Raw genomic sequence first — 15,391 nt, 5'->3', positions numbered from 1 at the left:
AGCGTGACCCTTTTTGTGTCCCTCTCCCTTTAACCCGCCTCGGCGCAAATATTAAAGAACATGGTCAAATGAGAAAAATTTGGCTGTATACGATAGCTCTGTTGGTGGGCGGCCCTGCTTACGCAGAACCCATCAAGGCGATCCTCAGCTGTCCATTCTCCGATGGAACGCATGCATCGCTGTTGGCCACATCGACTTTGGAAGGTCAGAAGCTGTTTTTGAAAGTCGACGGGAATATCCAGAGTGCATTTTCCGATATGCCGAACGCTGATTTTGTCGGACAGATTGTCATGGCCAAGTGTGTTGCGTCCGGCTTGATATTCGCACTCAACTACGGAACTCCGTACTCCAAGGGAGTCCTCTTACGAAAGAATCCAATAAGTCACGCTACCGAACGGATTGATTTTTCTGAAAAAGCGCTTCCTCGCTGGCTCTATGTCGGGCGTGAACAGATGCGACTCGTCATTCCAAACAGTGGACATGAAGTCGCCGCAAAGTTTCTGGTCTACGATTTCGTCAATGCAAAGGGACAGCCGGAAGAAGTCGAAGGCGTTGATACTCTTCCAGACAAGCTCGGATTTAAGGTTCTACGCTTGAAATGAGCAAACGTTTGGCATTGACACTTCCATCACTGCTCACATGCCGGGCAGTTAGCCGCATTAATACTCTTTACCCTGACTCAATACGGCTCATACGGCATATGATTCAAATGAGACAAATTTCGCTTGGCATCTCGCTTGCCCTTTTCTGCGTACATACTTTTGCTGCACCACCACAGATAATATCTGTCGTCAGCTGTGAGTTGGCAGGCCCCAGGAATACGGTCGAACTGTTACGTGGCTCACCCATTGTTGACTCCTACATCTACAACATCCGCCACACTCAAAAAAACCGACTTATCTTTGGCACCCAGGATGCCTCTCGAGGTACCTCTGTTCAGTGGCAGTGCGCATCCAATCAATCGAATATGAACGTACTGGTGGTCTCTGGTGAATTCACGTCGAACTATCTCCAGGGCGCTCTTTTTTACTACGACCCGAAAACAGGGCAAATAGAGCGTGTCGATTTCGCCGAAAGAAATCGCCCGCGCTGGGTGCAAATGTCCGAACAGGGGGCTCGCGTGATTTTCGAGAACACGGGTAATGAGAGCTCCCACAAGTATTTGGTCTACGGAAAAGACGACACGTATCTGGAGCTTGATGAGTTACCACCAGCATCTGATGAAAATGGAGGCCCCCTGATCGAACTGCATGGTCCTCAACCGTAAGCCGATCAATCCGCTACGTCTGTTAGCAACACCCACCGTGCTTAACCCCCGGTTAATCCTGCGGTCTAAAATTAACTGGACCGCGTTCGCGCAGAATCTTCTGACGCCCTGCGCGGCAGGGCCGACATCGTCAGGTGTCGCGCTGACTTCACGTCTGCACCGGAGACTTCTCATGAACATGCGAACTTTACTGGTGGCCTCTGCCCTCGCCTGCACCGGGTTTACCGGGCTGGCGCTGGCCGACTCCGCACCCTCCCAGCCTGTGCCGTATCACTACGGAATGTCGCTGCACGTCAAGAAAGTGGTTTCGATGACCGAGCCCACAACGCAAGACTGCAAGGTGGTGACGGCGGAGATGAAGTTCATCGACGACGTGGGTAAACAGGAATACATCAGCTATCGCAAGCTGTCGGATGCCTGCAGCTATCAGAACTGAGTCATGGCGCTGCGCAACGCCAGGCATTTGGTGATGGGCGAGGCCAAAGGTTATGCTTTGGCCTCCCCTCACTGCCGCAAGGATTCGCCATGCAGTTTTCGTTTCGCACACTGTCGATGTTTACCGCTGGTCTGTGTTTTGCGCTGGCGCTGGTCTGGGGCTTTATACCCGAGGTGATGCTGTCGATCTGGAGTATCGGATACTCGGACGCGACAGGCTTGGTGGCCAGACGCAGTGCGATGTTGTTTGTGGCGCTGGGCGTGATGTTTTATCAGACTCGCAACGCGCCGCCGTCCATTTCGCGTAGCGCGCTGAGCAGCGGTCTCGTGGTGGCGGTTTTCGGGCTGGCCACACTGGGTGTCGGCGAATGGCTCAACGGCCACGCCGGCCCGGGTATCTTGCTGGCGGTGGCGGTGGAGATTGCGCTGGGCCTGGCATTTCTCCAGACCCGGCGTGCGCCCGTCGAACTCGCAGAAATCGTGGATTAATGCGCGCGGACCTTTGACGCGAGCACATGGCTGCCGGGGGTGTGATCCTCCAGGTCGTGGCGCAACTCAGCGATCAAATCGTTGATTTCACGACAGCCGTTAAGAGCGTTCGCATCGATGCCGGTCACCAGCAGATCCAGTTGGTCCGTCCGGTGGTTGTCGTAGACCTTGACGGTCATCGACAAGTCCGGTGACAAGGTGCATTGGCACCGTTTAGGCAAAAAGCTGTGTTCAATGATATTGCGAAGTTCCAAGGCAGAAAGAAACATTACACCCCTCCCTTTTTGTAGGACCATCGATCAATCGCCGGGTTAACCGCCGTCAGTCTTGCCCATCCTTATCTCGCGGTTTTTCCTGGCGTGTTTTTCATGCACTGGAATGAAGCATAAGGTATGCCCGGGAATTCGCACGACGGGCCGTCGGTAAATCAGCTATTTGCGACGAACCGCCAAGTGACCTCGTGCAAAACGCATGATTGCCACTAATCATCTCTCACGTTGCCAACTTCGCCGTCGTGATTTGCATTGAGCGACCTGCACAGTAAGAATGCTCGCATTCACCGACTCAACCAAGAGCAAGGAGGCATCATGCGCTCATCAACTCTCACCGCCGCGGCGGTGCTGCTGTCCGGTCTGTCCACTCTGGCCAGCGCTGCGAAACTCGAAGACGTTGCCCCCTATCCCAAGGCTGAAACCGGTTTTACCCGCCAAGTGATTCACCTCGCGCCGCAGACTCGGGAAGACAGCTACCAGGTCGAAATCCTCGCCGGGAAAACCCTGACTGTCGATTGCAATCACCAGCGTCTGGGTGGCACGCTGGAGGAAAAAAACCTCGAAGGCTGGGGTTATCCGTTCTATCGACTGGAGAAAGTCATCGGCCCGATGAGCACCCTGATGGCGTGCCCGGATGGCAAGAACAAGCAGGACTTCGTGCCGGTCGTCGGTGAGGGTTTCCGGCTGCGTTACAACAGCAAGCTGCCGATTGTGGTCTACGTGCCGAAAGACGTCGAAGTGCGCTACCGGATCTGGTCGGCGTCGGCCAAGGTCGAGAAAGCCCGTCAAGAATAAACGGAGCACACACTATGATTACCTGCCACGTCAAATACGTGATCGACCCTTACCAGCTCGCCGAGTTTGAAGCCTACGCCAAGGCCTGGCTTGGTGTTGTCGAACGCTTGGGCGGTACGCACCACGGATACTTCCTACCGTCCGAAGGCGCGAGCAATATCGCTTATTGCCTGTTCAGCTTTCCTTCGCTGGCCGACTACGAAAGCTATCGGCATATTGCCCTGACCGACTCCGAAAGCACCGCGTTGGTGGCGCAGGTGATGGAGAAGAAATTCATCCTCAGTTACGAGCGGACGTTTCTGCGTCCGCTGCTCGCCTGAATCCCTTTCAGCAACTTACACCGGAGCGCCGCTCAACGCGGCGCGCTCGGCCACATGCCGCAAGCTATCAAAATTGATATTGGCCCCCGAGTCGATCGCCACCAGGGTCTGCCCCCAAACACCGGTTTGCGCCACGTACTTCTTGATTCCGGCCACGGCCAGCGCGCCGGATGGCTCGGTGATCGAGCGGGTATCGTCGTAGATATTCTTGATCGCCGCGCACAGTTCGTCGTTGCTGACCGTGAGTACTTCATCGACATGATGGCGGCAAATTTCAAAGCCATACTCACCGATCTGTGCGACGGCTACACCATCGGCGAAGGTGCCCACTTTTGGCAACACCACTCGCTCTCCCGCGAGCATTGCTGCTTGCAAGCATGCGGAGTGTTCCGACTCGACGCCGACGATACGGATCTCCGGCCGCAGGTATTTGACGTACGCGGCGATGCCGGCGATCAAACCGCCGCCGCCCACCGGGACGAAGATTGCGTCCAATGCGCCTTGATGCTGACGTAGGATTTCCATGGCCACCGTCCCCTGCCCGGCGATCACGTCCGGATCGTCGAAGGGCGAAACAAAGATCCGGCCGGTTTGCCGGGCCAGGTTCAATGCGTACTCCAGGGCGAACGGAAAGCTCTCGCCATGCAACACCGCATTCGCGCCACGACTGCGCACACCAATCACTTTCAGCTCCGGCGTTGACGTGGGCATGACGATGCTCGCCTCGATCCCCAACTCCCGCGCCGCCAGTGCCACGCCTTGGGCGTGATTGCCAGCCGAGGCGGTAATCACCCCGCGAGCCTTTTGCTCGGCACTCAGTTGGGCCAGCTTGTTGTAGGCACCACGAATCTTGAAGGAAAAGGTCGGTTGCAGGTCTTCACGCTTGAGCAGGATCTGGTTGCCCAGCACCTCGGATAACGCCGGTGCCACCTGCAAAGGCGTGCGCACTGCCAGTTCATAAACCGGTGCGGCGAGGATTTTTTTCACGTAACGCTCAAGCAGGGCCTGCTTGGCGGTTGCAGTGTCGGTGTTGGTGTCCATCAACGTCTCCTGGCTTTGTTCACGGCCCCGGAGACAGAAAATGAAAACCCGCCTCTAGGGCGGGTTGGGTGCAGTCGTCAGCTAGCCCGCCAAATAAGGAATGGCGGTAATAATGCTTGGCTGGCAGCGCGATACGGTGGAAGTCATGGCTCGAAATTAGCTGCGCGCGAAAGGCAAGTCAATGGCCAGTTTTTTGTCGGATGCGATAGTATTCAAAAATCGTTCATCGTCCCAAGGAAGGAAAGCATGAAGTCTGTCGCACTCCCGTTGATCGCCCTTCTCGCCTTTGCTGGCTATACCGTTTCAGTGATGCTCCATGCCGAGCAGTCACTCATCGATTTCGGCATCAGCCTGATGTCCCGCCCCGATACTGCCCAAGTGGTGATCGACCTTTATCTGCTAGCCACCCTCGCAGGCATCTGGATGTACAAGGATGCCCGGAGTCGTGGCCATTCAGTGTTGTCAGTGCTGCCGTACCTGCTGATTACCGCAGTATTCGTTTCCGTCGGGCCACTGCTGTATTTGGTGGTGCGCGGGCTTCGCAGCCGAAAAACCAGTGCTGTTTTCGGGCAGCAAGCGTGAGCAGAAGAGCGCTAAACGGGCGGCAGTGAAAACGTCAGCTCGATACGCCCAGTCTGTACCTTCACCGTGTTGAGCATTGGCGGGTGATGCCAGGCACTGAGTTGGGCACGTTGCGCGGCCGTACCGATGCTCAGTTGCGTCAACACGTCACAGACCACCGCATAGAGGATGGTCTGATTTCCGTCCTCGACTTTTACCGCAATACCCCGCGCCTGCTGGTCGGTCACACCGCGTATACCGATTGCATAGCTCGCGTCGGCACCGACCTTGCCCACCAGTTGACCGTTGAAGGCCTTCATCAGTGCTGTACAGAAACGGCCCTTCCCGGCGACCAGCTCAGGGTATGTGGCCATGGCTCGGTAAATTCGCGCCAATTCAGCTTCACGTGGCGACCGGGCACTTTCACCGGTATCGGCAGCATTGGCTATTTTGGCAAAGAGCAACGCCAGGCGATCCAGCGCGAAGGCCGGTGTCGGCAGGTTGCAGCCGTCGGTAGCCCACTGAATGGCGTCACCTGAAACCTCGCAAACCTCAGCCACCGTCTGCATCACCCGCTGCTGAAGCGGATGAGCTGGAAGGTGATAACCCTCCAGCGTTGCACCCAGCGCTTTGGCGGCCGCCAACATGCCAGCGTGTTTACCTGAACAATTGCTGCACACCGGACCGGGGACAAAATCGCTTTTGATCCAGGCCCGATAGACCTCATCCGAGATAGGCGGATGACCGCCGCAGCGCATGTCTGCTTCACTGGCGCCGGCCTTGGCCAGCATGCCCAGCGCTCGCTGGATATGCCGTGTTTCGCTGCTATGGGAGCCACACATCAAGGCCAGGTCAGCATCGTCCAGACCGAATTGTTCGAGTGCACCAGTTTCCATGACCGCCAACGCTTGCGCAGGTTTGGCGGCGGACCGGGCCAATGTCATGCGCGATGGATCACCAAAACCGCTGAGCAAGCGGCCTTGGGCATCGACGACCGCGACATGCGCGATGTGAGTGTTTTCAATGCTATTACCGCGGTAGACGATCGCGGCAATCGCCTGTTCCCTGTTCATCCGGCATTCCTGCTGATTGCTTGAAAACCCTGCGCGGATGACTCCGCACTAATGCAGGGGAGCGTAGTTCAGCTTAAGGATGTTGTCGGCATGAACGACTGTTCACCAGACTTGCCCGCGACGCTTGAGTTCGAGTCTGCGGACAAACTCCTCGAGTACCAGTGAATACAGATCGTCCTGCAGGTAAGCATCTTCGATACCAGCGTCGATGTTCGGGTTGTCGTTGACCTCGATCACCACCACTTTGTCGCCGGACTGCTTGAGGTCGACGCCGTACAGACCGTCGCCGATGAGGTTGGCGGTTTTCACTGCAAGGTCCACCACGGCCTTGGGCGCCTCATGAACCGCCAGGGTACGGCACTCGCCGTTGATGTCCTGGCCCTTGGCTTTGTGGTTATAAATCTGCCAGTGGCCTTTGGACATGAAGTACTGGCAGGCGAAGATCGGTTTGCGGTTGAGCACGCCAATGCGCCAGTCATACTCGGTGTAGAAGAACTCCTGTGCCAGCAGCAACACCGAGTGCTCGAACAACTCAGCCGTGGCTTCGAGCAAGGCTTGCTGACTTTCGACCTTGATCACCCCTCGCGAGAAGCAGCCGTCAGGAATTTTCAGCACCAATGGAAAACCCAGTCGCTCGCCTACCCGCTCAAAATCTTCCGGTCGTTCCTTGTAGAGAATTTCCGTGGCCGGCATGCCCAGTTGATGGCTGTTGAGCAAGTCTGTCAGGTAGACCTTGTTGGTACAGCGCAGAATTGATGCCGGGTCGTCCATCACCACCAAGCCTTCACTTTCGGCCTTTTTCGCAAATCGGTAGGTATGGTTATCGACGCTGGTGGTCTCGCGGATCAGCAACCCGTCATATTCGGCGATACGCGCGTAGTCCTTGCGCTCGATCAACTCGACATCGATGCCCAGGCCCTTGCCCACCCGAACGAAATTCTCCAACGCCCTGGCATTGGATGGCGGCAGCGCTTCCTGCGGATCGTGGAGGATTGCCAGGTCATAACGGGCCAGCCGGCGTGAACGCGGCATGCGCCAGATCTTGCGACTGAAGTTGTCCAGAGCGTTGGCGAAGTGATCTTCCTGATCTTCTCGCAACTTATGTAACGCACCAAACTTGACACCTTCGATGTGCCAGCCGTTACGTCGGCGAAACTCTACCAGCAAGATTGGACAGGGGAACACTTCAAACAACTGACGCGCCAAATCCTGTAACGGTTCGATATTGGTCTTGCCGAAATACAGCGTCAGGGTAAATCCTTCAGTGTCGCTGTAAAGGTGATTATTGAGCGCCTTATCCAAGGCTTTATCCAAATCGTCCAGCGACAGGCCATAAAGAGACTTGCGAGTGAGTTCGCTGATGGTTCGCACCGAAGGAATCACCTTGTGTCCACGAGCCTCAGCCAGCAATGAGCAGTAATAACCGTGTCCCAGGTACTTGTAACTGCGGCACAGGTTGATCACCTGAACCCGCTTGCCCTGCTCGCTGCCACGGGTTTGCTCGAGATACTCCTGGGCACTGACGATGTCTTCACTGGGAAAGTAAGACGCCCAGTCTTCCTTGCGTTCGACAATAATAACCAACTGACTGGAGGTTCTGGCAGCCTCTGATAAATAAGTTGCTTTGGTTATTGCTGTCGGTAAACGTTGCTCCGATACTTCACGCCAATGACCTTGTAGCGCTGACATAGTGATTGATCCGTTGGAGAACAAGACCTTTCCTATTAAGCACGAAGTTTTTCGAAAGTCCCGTTTCGTTACACAACTTTTACGGTGGTCATATGAATCTTGTCTTTCGCCTTGCAGCACCGGCTGACCTGGCAGCACTCCTGAAACTTGAGCAGCAATGTTTCACCAGCGACCGGCTTAACCGCCGTAACTTTCAGTGGATGATTAACCGGGCTCACGGGCAGTTGATCATCGCCGAGTGTGCGGATCAATTGCTCGGATACGCCTTGGTGCTGTTTCACCGCCGCACTTCGCTGGCGCGGCTGTACTCGATTGCCACCTCGGTTCAGGCCCGCGGTACTGGTCTGGGCAAACAGCTGTTGGAGCGAATCGAGGCTTGTGCGCTGGAGCATGACTGCACCTGTCTGCGACTGGAGGTGCGTATCGACAACCCGGTAGCGATTGCGCTGTATGAACGTAACGGCTACCGGCGTTTTGCGTTGATTCACGACTACTACGAGGACCATGCCGATGCCTTGCGGCTGGAAAAAAGCATCCAAGAACTCCGTTCTGCCCGGAAGAATGGCGCCTGCGTGACGGTCAATGCCGCTCAATAACTGCTGGTGTCCGAATCTCGGGATGGCGGCTTGGGCGCACTATACGGTTTGACTGTACCCGGCGCAGTACCGCTGCGCGGATAGCCATTGCCAATCCCGCCGTTTTCGAGGGTCGGTGGGCGGGGAACCGGCACGGTGTTCGGCCCGCGAATAACCGGTGCGCTGGGCTGGGTGCCCTGCATGCTGTTGGGATTTACCCGGCGAATCGGGCTGTTGTAGGGGTTATCGGAGTTGTCAGGGAGATTCTGGGCAAGCAGGGCCGGATGCTCCACCGTGGCAGCCAGCATGCCAATGTCTGCGCCGGCCTGGGTCAGAGTGCCAAGCAAGCCACTCAACGCCAACGCACTGGTACCGAGCACAAACCTGTTCATGGTGGAGTTCCTCCAGTACATGCAGATAGGGTCTTCGATAACACGCTACGCGCAGGATTCATCCCTGTGAAGATAATACTCCAGCGCAGATGTCACACCGATTGAGCGTATTGCAGACTCGCCGGAAACCTCAACGCCGCGCCAGCAAAGGTTGCTGGCGCAATGGTCGTGCTCAGATCAATACAATAATGGCCAGCAAACCGCCGAAAATCGCCCACTTTTCCAGGTAGTAACGCGTCCGGTTGCGCTTTTTCAGTTCTTTACCGCGCAGACGGATCTTGTAGATTTTTCCGAAAAACCGGTTTATGCCACCGGTTTTATCGCCCGCATCGTTTGGCGCGCCAGCAGCGGACATCACATTACGGCTGAACCAGCGATTGAACGCTGTGGCCCAGCGGTATTTCAGCGGGCGCTCGATGTCGCAGAACAGAATGATGCGGTTTTGCTGGGTGGTGTTCTCGGCATAGTGAATGTAAGTCTCGTCAAACATCACCGCCTCACCATCACGCCAGTGGTAGCGCTCGCCGTCGACGTCGATGTAGCAACCCTCATCGTTCGGCGTGTCCAGACCCAGGTGGTAACGGTACGAGCCGGCATACGGGTCACGGTGGCGGACCAGTTTCGAACCCGGTGGCAATTCGGCGAACATCGCCGCCTTGATCGAGCCAATGCTTTGTACCAGCTCCGTGGTACGCGGGCAGAGCTTGGTGGCCGATGGGTGGCTGTCGCCATACCACTTCAGATAGAAGCGCTTCCAGCCGGTTTTGAAGAACGAATTGAAGCCCACATCGTCGTATTGGTCCGAGCGTTTGATCTCCCCTGCCCTGAGCAGATTTTGGCCTTCGGCGCGAATTTCCTGCCAATTGGCCTGCAAGGGGCTCAGGTCCGGGAAGTCGGCCGGATTCAGATAAGGCTTGTTGGGGATTTTCGAAAACAGGTACAGGAAGCAGTTGACCGGCGCCAGAAAGGTCGAATGATCACTCAATTGGCGACTCAGTTTGTGCCGGATGCGACCACGTAGATGCACATACGCAATGGATAAAACGTAGAGGGAGACAATGATGAGTTTCACGGGAATTCGTCACAGTTCAGAAGAGTACATGCCGCGCGCCACAAACCTGATTTGAACGCAGCGTCCGAGATCCAACGATCAAGCGAATCGGTCAAGCACGGGAGTCTGAGCAGAAAGCTAGCTCATGGCCACCGGGGCGTATTTTAGTCATACTTTGTAATCAAAGGTTAACCTACATTTGTGAAAAACTGTGGAGGCGTTGTGCCAGAAACGCGCCTGCTCAGCTCAGCGAGACGCAAGACATCATTGAGAGCTGCGACGATCGTCTCAATAGACGTATGCCTGCTGGCTCAAATCATACGCAGACTGAAAATCCCTCCCTCGGTGTCCTGCCGACCGAACGAAAGCCCCTCTGTCGCCTCAAGATTTCCTACCGCTGCGTCGCGACCTCCACAAAGGGGTTCGCGATAGCAAATTCAGACCGCTCCTTCTGCAGCCCTGTCATTACTCGACTAGGCTATTAATCGCCACAGGAGCCAAAGCCATGGAAGACCGGAGCCCGATCAATTTCGCGCTCCATAATCTAAATCCAACGCAGCGTGTATGCGGCGACGGAGCTACTACCGGTCCGGTGCTGGCAAAATATATTGAAAATTGGAGGGAGCCATGAGCAATAGCGTCGCCACCGGCGAGCCACCTGAAGCCGTCCGTCTCATCATCAAGATTTATGCCTGCCTGCTGCTCGCAGGGTTTGCGTTCATTCCGGCCTACCTGATCAGCTACTTGTACTTCTTTCAGGACCCCACCCTTCTATTCGAGAACCACGCGTTCCATATCATTGCGATCACGGCAGCCACCCTGGAAGGCTTGTTTGTGACTTACGTGACGTGGCGCTGCTATCAGTCATCGGGAGAGCCGCTGCTGCGATGGATGACGCTTGGTTTTCTCGGTTTTGTACTGATCTATGCATTGCATGGTGCGTTCACCGGGCTCGCACATCACAATATCTGGCTCTTCCTGCTTTATGGACCGGCCTCTCGACTGGTCATGTCGATACTGCTGCTGGTCGGAATGCTGTCGTACCACCGCCCACCTGATGCTGCGGACCGCCGAATGCAGCCCCGCCGGTGGTTGACCTGGATAGGACTGTTCCTGCTGGTTGACCTGGTAGTGGCGTTCGTCGCGAACTCGTCAATCGCCGGCGAACTTGCGGTGCGCCTTTCGCTGGAAGGTGGCGCCCTGGTTCTATCCACATTGAACGTGGCAATGCTCCTGTTGCGCCGAATCCGTTCGCAGCTGATGGTGATTTTTGTCATCTCGGTCACGGCGTTCGCGTTGTCATCTCTTGCATTCATCCTTGGACGTCCCTGGAACCACATGTGGTGGCTCGCCCATGCGATCTTCGCCGCTGGATTCTTCCTGTTGAGCTATGGGGTAGTACAAGCGTTCCTCACCACGCGGTCCTTCTCGACAATTTACACCCAGGAGGAGCTGATGGTGCGTCTTGCCGAGGCTATGGAGTACACCGAAAACGCCCTGGTGGAGCTCCAGCGCACCAATCAGGAACTCGGACACCTTGCGGCGACCGATCCACTGACAGGCGCTGATAATCGGCGTCGGTTCATAGAGCGGGTCGAAGCCGAAATTGGCCGGACCAACCGTGGCGGTGAGCCGTTCTCCGTGTTGGCACTTGATCTGGACAATTTCAAGTCCATCAATGATCGCTTCGGGCATCAGGTTGGCGATGACATCCTGAAAGAGTTCGTGCAGAAATGCCTCGATTCGATCCGACCGTATGACGGTGTAGCCCGAGTGGGTGGGGAAGAATTCATGATACTGCTACCTCATACCTCACTAGAGGCCGCGCATGTCATCGCCGAGCGTCTGCGAACCAGCGTTGCAAATACTTCTTTTAATAGCGGCTTCCAGCGGCTGACCATGGTCACCGTGAGCATCGGCATATCGCAATCTGGCCGCGACGGCGACACCATCGAGGCCATTCTGCACGTAGCTGATCAACGCCTGTATCACGCGAAACACCAAGGCCGTAATCGTGTGGTCACTGCCATCAAGACCAGCCTCCAACCGCTGCCCTGAACACCATAAGGATCATCACGAGCCTATTCGCGCTCTCGTAAATAACAGCCAGGTGCCTATAAGGCACCTTGGCTGTTATTAATGGAGCAAGCCATTACTCACGTTGAACTTGCAACGTATCCCAGGGAGTGGATACCGGGTGCTGCGACCGCTGTATGACGTTTTGCAAGTCAATCTGTGTCTAACACTCTCCCGTTGACCGCCCTACTATCGTTCGCTCCAGGTGCAAACCTCAGCGGTGGCGAAAACCGCTCGTATTGATTTAACGGAGCTTTCGATTCGTTATCTCATCCATTAGGAGTTACGCGATGCCCGAACTGTCCAACCTGCTCGCCTACGGTCTGATCTCACTCGGCATGGTGCTGACTCCCGGCCCGAACATGATCTATCTCATCTCGCGGTCGATCTGCCAGGGACGAATGGCCGGACTGGTTTCTTTGGGCGGAGTGGCATTGGGTTTCGTCGTTTATATGTTTTGCGCCGCATTGGGTATCACGGCCCTGGTCATGGCCGTTCCCTATGCGTATGACGCCCTGCGACTCGGCGGCGCGCTCTATCTGCTCTACCTGGCCTGGCAGGCGGTCAAGCCCGGCGGCCGTTCCCCGTTCCATGTGCGAGACCTGCCCAAGGATGGCCCGCGCAAGCTGTTCATGATGGGCTTTGTCACCAACCTGCTGAATCCAAAAGTTGCAGTCATGTATTTGTCGCTGCTACCTCAGTTCATCGACCCCACCGACCACGGCAGCGTGCTGACGCAATCGATCGTGCTTGGCTTTACGCAGATCGTCATTAGCGTGAGCGTCAACGCGCTGATTGCCGTCATGGCTGGCTCCATCGCGACATTTCTCGCAGGCAGGCCCGTGTGGCAGATCGTGCAACGCTGGCTGATGGGGACGGTCCTCGCGGGTTTGGCCGTACGCATGATCGTCGAAGGGCGGCGCTAACCCCAATCGGCTAGCAGTAGCCCGTCGCTTATAGCTCGCCAATTTCGATACGATGGTGATACCAATGACCATCAGCGGACGATGCCGTGCCGGGATTATCTTTTGCCATCCGCGCTCTGTTTGCGGGCTGCCTACTCGTTGCAACAGCCAATCACCTGCATGCAGGCCTTACGCATGGGCTGCTCTGGGACTACGGATATGGTGACAGTACTCCATGGGCCAGTCGTTTGTTCTGGGGAGCGCTCACGTTTTTAGATCCTCTGGCCGCACTTTTGCTCTTCAGAAAACCCCGACCAGGCATCCTTTTCACGGCTGCAATCATCGTTGTGGACGTGATCCATAACACGTTCTATGTGGCGCTAAACCGACAATGGCTGGAGACGTTCTATATTTCGCAGACAGTGTTTTTGCTGGCAGTACTACTTCTAGCACCTGTTGCCTGGAAAAGTATCAAGCAGCACTGAAGCCACGAGCGATAGAGAATGCCTCCGGTACGAATCCCCAGTAACCTCCCGCCAATCACGGACAGTAGCCTCCTGCCCCTAGGCAACGGATTCCCCCATTCCTTTGCCTGCCGGCCCAGGGACCAGGATTTCACCCATATCGGCGCGGACAGGATCCTGGAGGTCGAGTCTGGTTTGCGTCCTGAGCGACCAGCACCTGATCACAGGTTTGAGGACTACAGCAATGCCGAAGAAACAGCAGGAAAATAAAGCAGCGGCGACCGCAGCTGAAATTGAGCGCTCTATCCAGGCGCTGAACAAGATGGCTGAACGCCTGTGGGGGGATGGCCGGGAAGCTGAGGCGAAAGCCCTTCTCGATGCCTTGAATGCGTTAAATCGGGCGCTGGATCGGATCAGGATTGGTGAGAGCCGTAAGACACTCCATTGAGCCCCTGTAAAGGCTGGATAGCGATTCCATCACCTCAAGAGGATATAGCGTTCGCCCTGCGCATATGACCTTGCCATCCTTGGACCGGTAAAGAGTCATATGGCCGGGCGAACAGCTGAAACGATACACCAACTGATCTGGGCCTTCAAAGCATCATATATGGCCAGCCAGTGAAAGGTCGGCCTACGCAAATGACTGTCAACCTAAATAATGTAAGGATCGTTGTATGTGATGTCTGCCTGGGGCATTCTTCGCGATGCAAATCTACATGGACGGTAACATTTGATGCGCTCCTCACTCATGGACGTGCTTATCCCCTGCGCCTGCACGCTCGATACCCTGCGTCGAAATCGCCTGGCAGGCGTTACTGGCCTGCCGTCCCATGCGCGAAAACCACCAAGCACTGTTCAACTCTATGGATGAATGCTGGCGTTTTTTCCGACGCGCCCACCGACCACTATTACCCCATTTGAAACCTTGAAAAGGAACTTCTCATGAGTGGCAAACCGGCTGCCCGAATGACAGCCCCCCACCCATTGACCGCTTCCCGGAAGCGCTCCGTTAAAGCAATTTGATTGCAGTTGAACTGCTGCGCAACGTGAATGCAATCGAACCGTTAATCAGTGGAGACTTAAAAGTTGCAGTGGAAAAAGTCTCAAAAAATGGGAAGCCTTACCCATGAGCCCAGGCTTGGCGAATCGGCCAGTCAAAGAAAAACCATCGGGCCAACCATATACTGAGTACGGTGAAGTAGAAAAAATATATAAAAACTTTGGCGGTACCGTTAAATGAAGCTGCAAACATTCCTCATCAGCCTTTTTTGCTGCACCAGTTTTTTTGCCAACGCAACGGACGCCCCTATAAAAGAGGAAATGTCCTTTCTAAATGCCAGAAAAGTATTAATTCAAAATGGCTGGAAGCCGAACCCAACCTATACAGGTGAGTTTGGGGTCGAAAACATCATCATGAGAAAAGGTTTCAAAGAGATCGAATCCTGCACGGAGGGCATCCGGTACTGCAGCTTCAATTACATCAAGAATGGAACCTGCCTTGGTGTGGGAACTGTCGGCGAAAAGATTAAAGAAATGAAGATTTACTCCTGGAACTTTAAATGTCCGGAGAAGGATTGAGGGCTGGCGCCATGTCACGAGATAGATGCACTAATGTCAGCCCTGCTACTTTTAGGGTCTTGCCAATTGCTTGCATTGTGCTTTGTTGCGTTAGCATTTTTGCGAACGCAACAGATGTGCCAATTAAAAAAGGAATGCCATTCTTAAGTACACGAAAGGTATTGATTAAACATGGCTGGAAGCCAAATTTAACGAGCGTGATGGAATCGGGCGGCGTTATGAAAACACTTAGAGATATGGGCATTAGTGAAGTCGAAAGATGCACCGAGGGAGTTCAATACTGCGAGTTTAATTACAGAAAAAATAAAACTTGCCTAGTTGTCAGCACTACTGGCGAAGAGGTAAAAAACATGATAGTTGATGATTGGGGCTTCAAGTGCCCCGAAGCGGAGTAAGGGCTGGCACTAA

At 55.1% G+C, this 15,391-nt stretch carries 18 protein-coding genes and 2 pseudogenes; 14 read left to right on the top strand and 6 right to left on the bottom strand.

Annotated elements, in window-relative coordinates:
- The first annotated feature begins 68 nt into the window (after positions 1-68).
- The 4 genes from AC1RJ3_RS14950 (at position 69) to AC1RJ3_RS14935 (ending at position 2,191) form a co-directional block, all read left to right on the top strand.
- The gene (locus AC1RJ3_RS14950) at positions 69-602 is read left to right on the top strand and encodes a hypothetical protein (RefSeq protein WP_347926919.1); all 534 of its coding nucleotides are present in this window, start codon (positions 69-71) and stop codon (positions 600-602) included.
- Positions 599-1,267, top strand: a complete 669-nt coding sequence (locus tag AC1RJ3_RS14945) for a hypothetical protein (RefSeq protein WP_493079379.1) — start codon at positions 599-601, stop codon at positions 1,265-1,267. The genes AC1RJ3_RS14950 and AC1RJ3_RS14945 overlap by 4 nt, the downstream gene beginning before the upstream one ends.
- Positions 1,268-1,439: 172 nt before the next feature.
- On the top strand, positions 1,440-1,703 hold the full coding sequence (locus AC1RJ3_RS14940; RefSeq protein WP_347926922.1) for a DUF2790 domain-containing protein: 264 nt from the start codon (positions 1,440-1,442) through the stop codon (positions 1,701-1,703).
- A gap of 89 nt (positions 1,704-1,792) precedes the next feature.
- Complete coding sequence (locus AC1RJ3_RS14935; protein WP_347926923.1) at positions 1,793-2,191, top strand: hypothetical protein; 399 nt, start codon at positions 1,793-1,795, stop codon at positions 2,189-2,191.
- Here AC1RJ3_RS14935 and AC1RJ3_RS14930 read toward each other — a convergent pair.
- Entirely contained in the window at positions 2,188-2,460 is a 273-nt protein-coding gene (locus AC1RJ3_RS14930; protein WP_054597541.1) for a DUF1652 domain-containing protein, read from the bottom strand. The two genes, AC1RJ3_RS14935 and AC1RJ3_RS14930, sit on opposite strands and share 4 nt — an antisense overlap.
- A 318-nt stretch (positions 2,461-2,778) precedes the next feature.
- Between AC1RJ3_RS14930 and eco the strand changes: the two genes are divergently transcribed.
- Both eco and AC1RJ3_RS14920 read left to right on the top strand, forming a co-directional pair.
- Positions 2,779-3,258 carry a serine protease inhibitor ecotin gene (gene eco, locus AC1RJ3_RS14925; RefSeq protein ID WP_347926925.1) on the top strand — a complete coding sequence of 160 codons (480 nt, stop codon included), beginning with the start codon at positions 2,779-2,781 and terminating at the stop codon, positions 3,256-3,258.
- 14 nt (positions 3,259-3,272) lie between these two features.
- Positions 3,273-3,578 (top strand): NIPSNAP family protein, encoded by a 306-nt coding sequence (locus AC1RJ3_RS14920; protein ID WP_054597543.1) that lies wholly within the window; start codon positions 3,273-3,275, stop codon positions 3,576-3,578.
- 33 nt (positions 3,579-3,611) lie between these two features.
- On the opposite strand, the pseudogene ilvA reads toward AC1RJ3_RS14920, so the two are convergent.
- Positions 3,612-4,619 (bottom strand): annotated as a pseudogene (gene ilvA / locus AC1RJ3_RS14915) (threonine ammonia-lyase, biosynthetic); the annotation flags it as partial.
- 246 nt (positions 4,620-4,865) lie between these two features.
- Between ilvA and AC1RJ3_RS14910 the strand changes: the two are divergent.
- Positions 4,866-5,201 carry a DUF2834 domain-containing protein gene (locus AC1RJ3_RS14910; RefSeq protein WP_347926930.1) on the top strand — a complete coding sequence of 112 codons (336 nt, stop codon included), beginning with the start codon at positions 4,866-4,868 and terminating at the stop codon, positions 5,199-5,201.
- Positions 5,202-5,212: 11 nt separating this feature from the next.
- Here the strand turns inward: AC1RJ3_RS14910 and AC1RJ3_RS14905 are convergent, their stop codons facing one another.
- Positions 5,213-6,253 (bottom strand): asparaginase, encoded by a 1,041-nt coding sequence (locus AC1RJ3_RS14905; protein WP_493079378.1) that lies wholly within the window; start codon positions 6,251-6,253, stop codon positions 5,213-5,215.
- Positions 6,254-6,355: 102 nt separating this feature from the next.
- Positions 6,356-7,942 carry a RimK family ATP-grasp domain-containing protein gene (locus AC1RJ3_RS14900; protein ID WP_347926933.1) on the bottom strand — a complete coding sequence of 529 codons (1,587 nt, stop codon included), beginning with the start codon at positions 7,940-7,942 and terminating at the stop codon, positions 6,356-6,358.
- A gap of 92 nt (positions 7,943-8,034) precedes the next feature.
- Here AC1RJ3_RS14900 and AC1RJ3_RS14895 point away from each other — a divergent pair.
- Positions 8,035-8,499, top strand: a pseudogene (locus AC1RJ3_RS14895) (GNAT family N-acetyltransferase); the annotation flags it as partial.
- A gap of 32 nt (positions 8,500-8,531) precedes the next feature.
- Here AC1RJ3_RS14895 and AC1RJ3_RS14890 read toward each other — a convergent pair.
- Together AC1RJ3_RS14890 and lpxO are read right to left on the bottom strand one after the other, a co-directional pair.
- Positions 8,532-8,909 (bottom strand): hypothetical protein, encoded by a 378-nt coding sequence (locus AC1RJ3_RS14890; protein ID WP_054597548.1) that lies wholly within the window; start codon positions 8,907-8,909, stop codon positions 8,532-8,534.
- Positions 8,910-9,081: 172 nt separating this feature from the next.
- Positions 9,082-9,981, bottom strand: a complete 900-nt coding sequence (gene lpxO / locus AC1RJ3_RS14885) for a lipid A hydroxylase LpxO (protein WP_054597549.1) — start codon at positions 9,979-9,981, stop codon at positions 9,082-9,084.
- Between the two features lie 606 nt (positions 9,982-10,587).
- Between lpxO and AC1RJ3_RS14880 the strand changes: the two genes are divergently transcribed.
- The 6 genes from AC1RJ3_RS14880 to AC1RJ3_RS14855 all read left to right on the top strand — a co-directional run bounded on the left by AC1RJ3_RS14880 (position 10,588) and on the right by AC1RJ3_RS14855 (position 15,378).
- The gene (locus AC1RJ3_RS14880) at positions 10,588-12,018 is read left to right on the top strand and encodes a GGDEF domain-containing protein (protein WP_054597550.1); all 1,431 of its coding nucleotides are present in this window, start codon (positions 10,588-10,590) and stop codon (positions 12,016-12,018) included.
- A gap of 308 nt (positions 12,019-12,326) precedes the next feature.
- Entirely contained in the window at positions 12,327-12,962 is a 636-nt protein-coding gene (locus AC1RJ3_RS14875; protein WP_054597551.1) for a LysE family translocator, read from the top strand.
- 86 nt (positions 12,963-13,048) lie between these two features.
- On the top strand, positions 13,049-13,426 hold the full coding sequence (locus tag AC1RJ3_RS14870; protein WP_489110523.1) for a hypothetical protein: 378 nt from the start codon (positions 13,049-13,051) through the stop codon (positions 13,424-13,426).
- A gap of 223 nt (positions 13,427-13,649) precedes the next feature.
- Positions 13,650-13,853 carry an exodeoxyribonuclease VII small subunit gene (locus AC1RJ3_RS14865; protein WP_054597553.1) on the top strand — a complete coding sequence of 68 codons (204 nt, stop codon included), beginning with the start codon at positions 13,650-13,652 and terminating at the stop codon, positions 13,851-13,853.
- Between the two features lie 788 nt (positions 13,854-14,641).
- Complete coding sequence (locus AC1RJ3_RS14860; RefSeq protein ID WP_493079377.1) at positions 14,642-14,983, top strand: hypothetical protein; 342 nt, start codon at positions 14,642-14,644, stop codon at positions 14,981-14,983.
- Positions 14,965-15,378 (top strand): hypothetical protein, encoded by a 414-nt coding sequence (locus AC1RJ3_RS14855; RefSeq protein WP_493079376.1) that lies wholly within the window; start codon positions 14,965-14,967, stop codon positions 15,376-15,378. The genes AC1RJ3_RS14860 and AC1RJ3_RS14855 overlap by 19 nt, the downstream gene beginning before the upstream one ends.
- The last annotated feature ends 13 nt before the right edge of the window (positions 15,379-15,391 follow it).

Source organism: Pseudomonas sp. GW822-FHT04C11 (genome assembly GCF_058800905.1).
The sequence above is the reverse complement of the archived record's forward strand: the minus strand, read 5'-3'. Positions and strand labels throughout refer to the sequence as shown.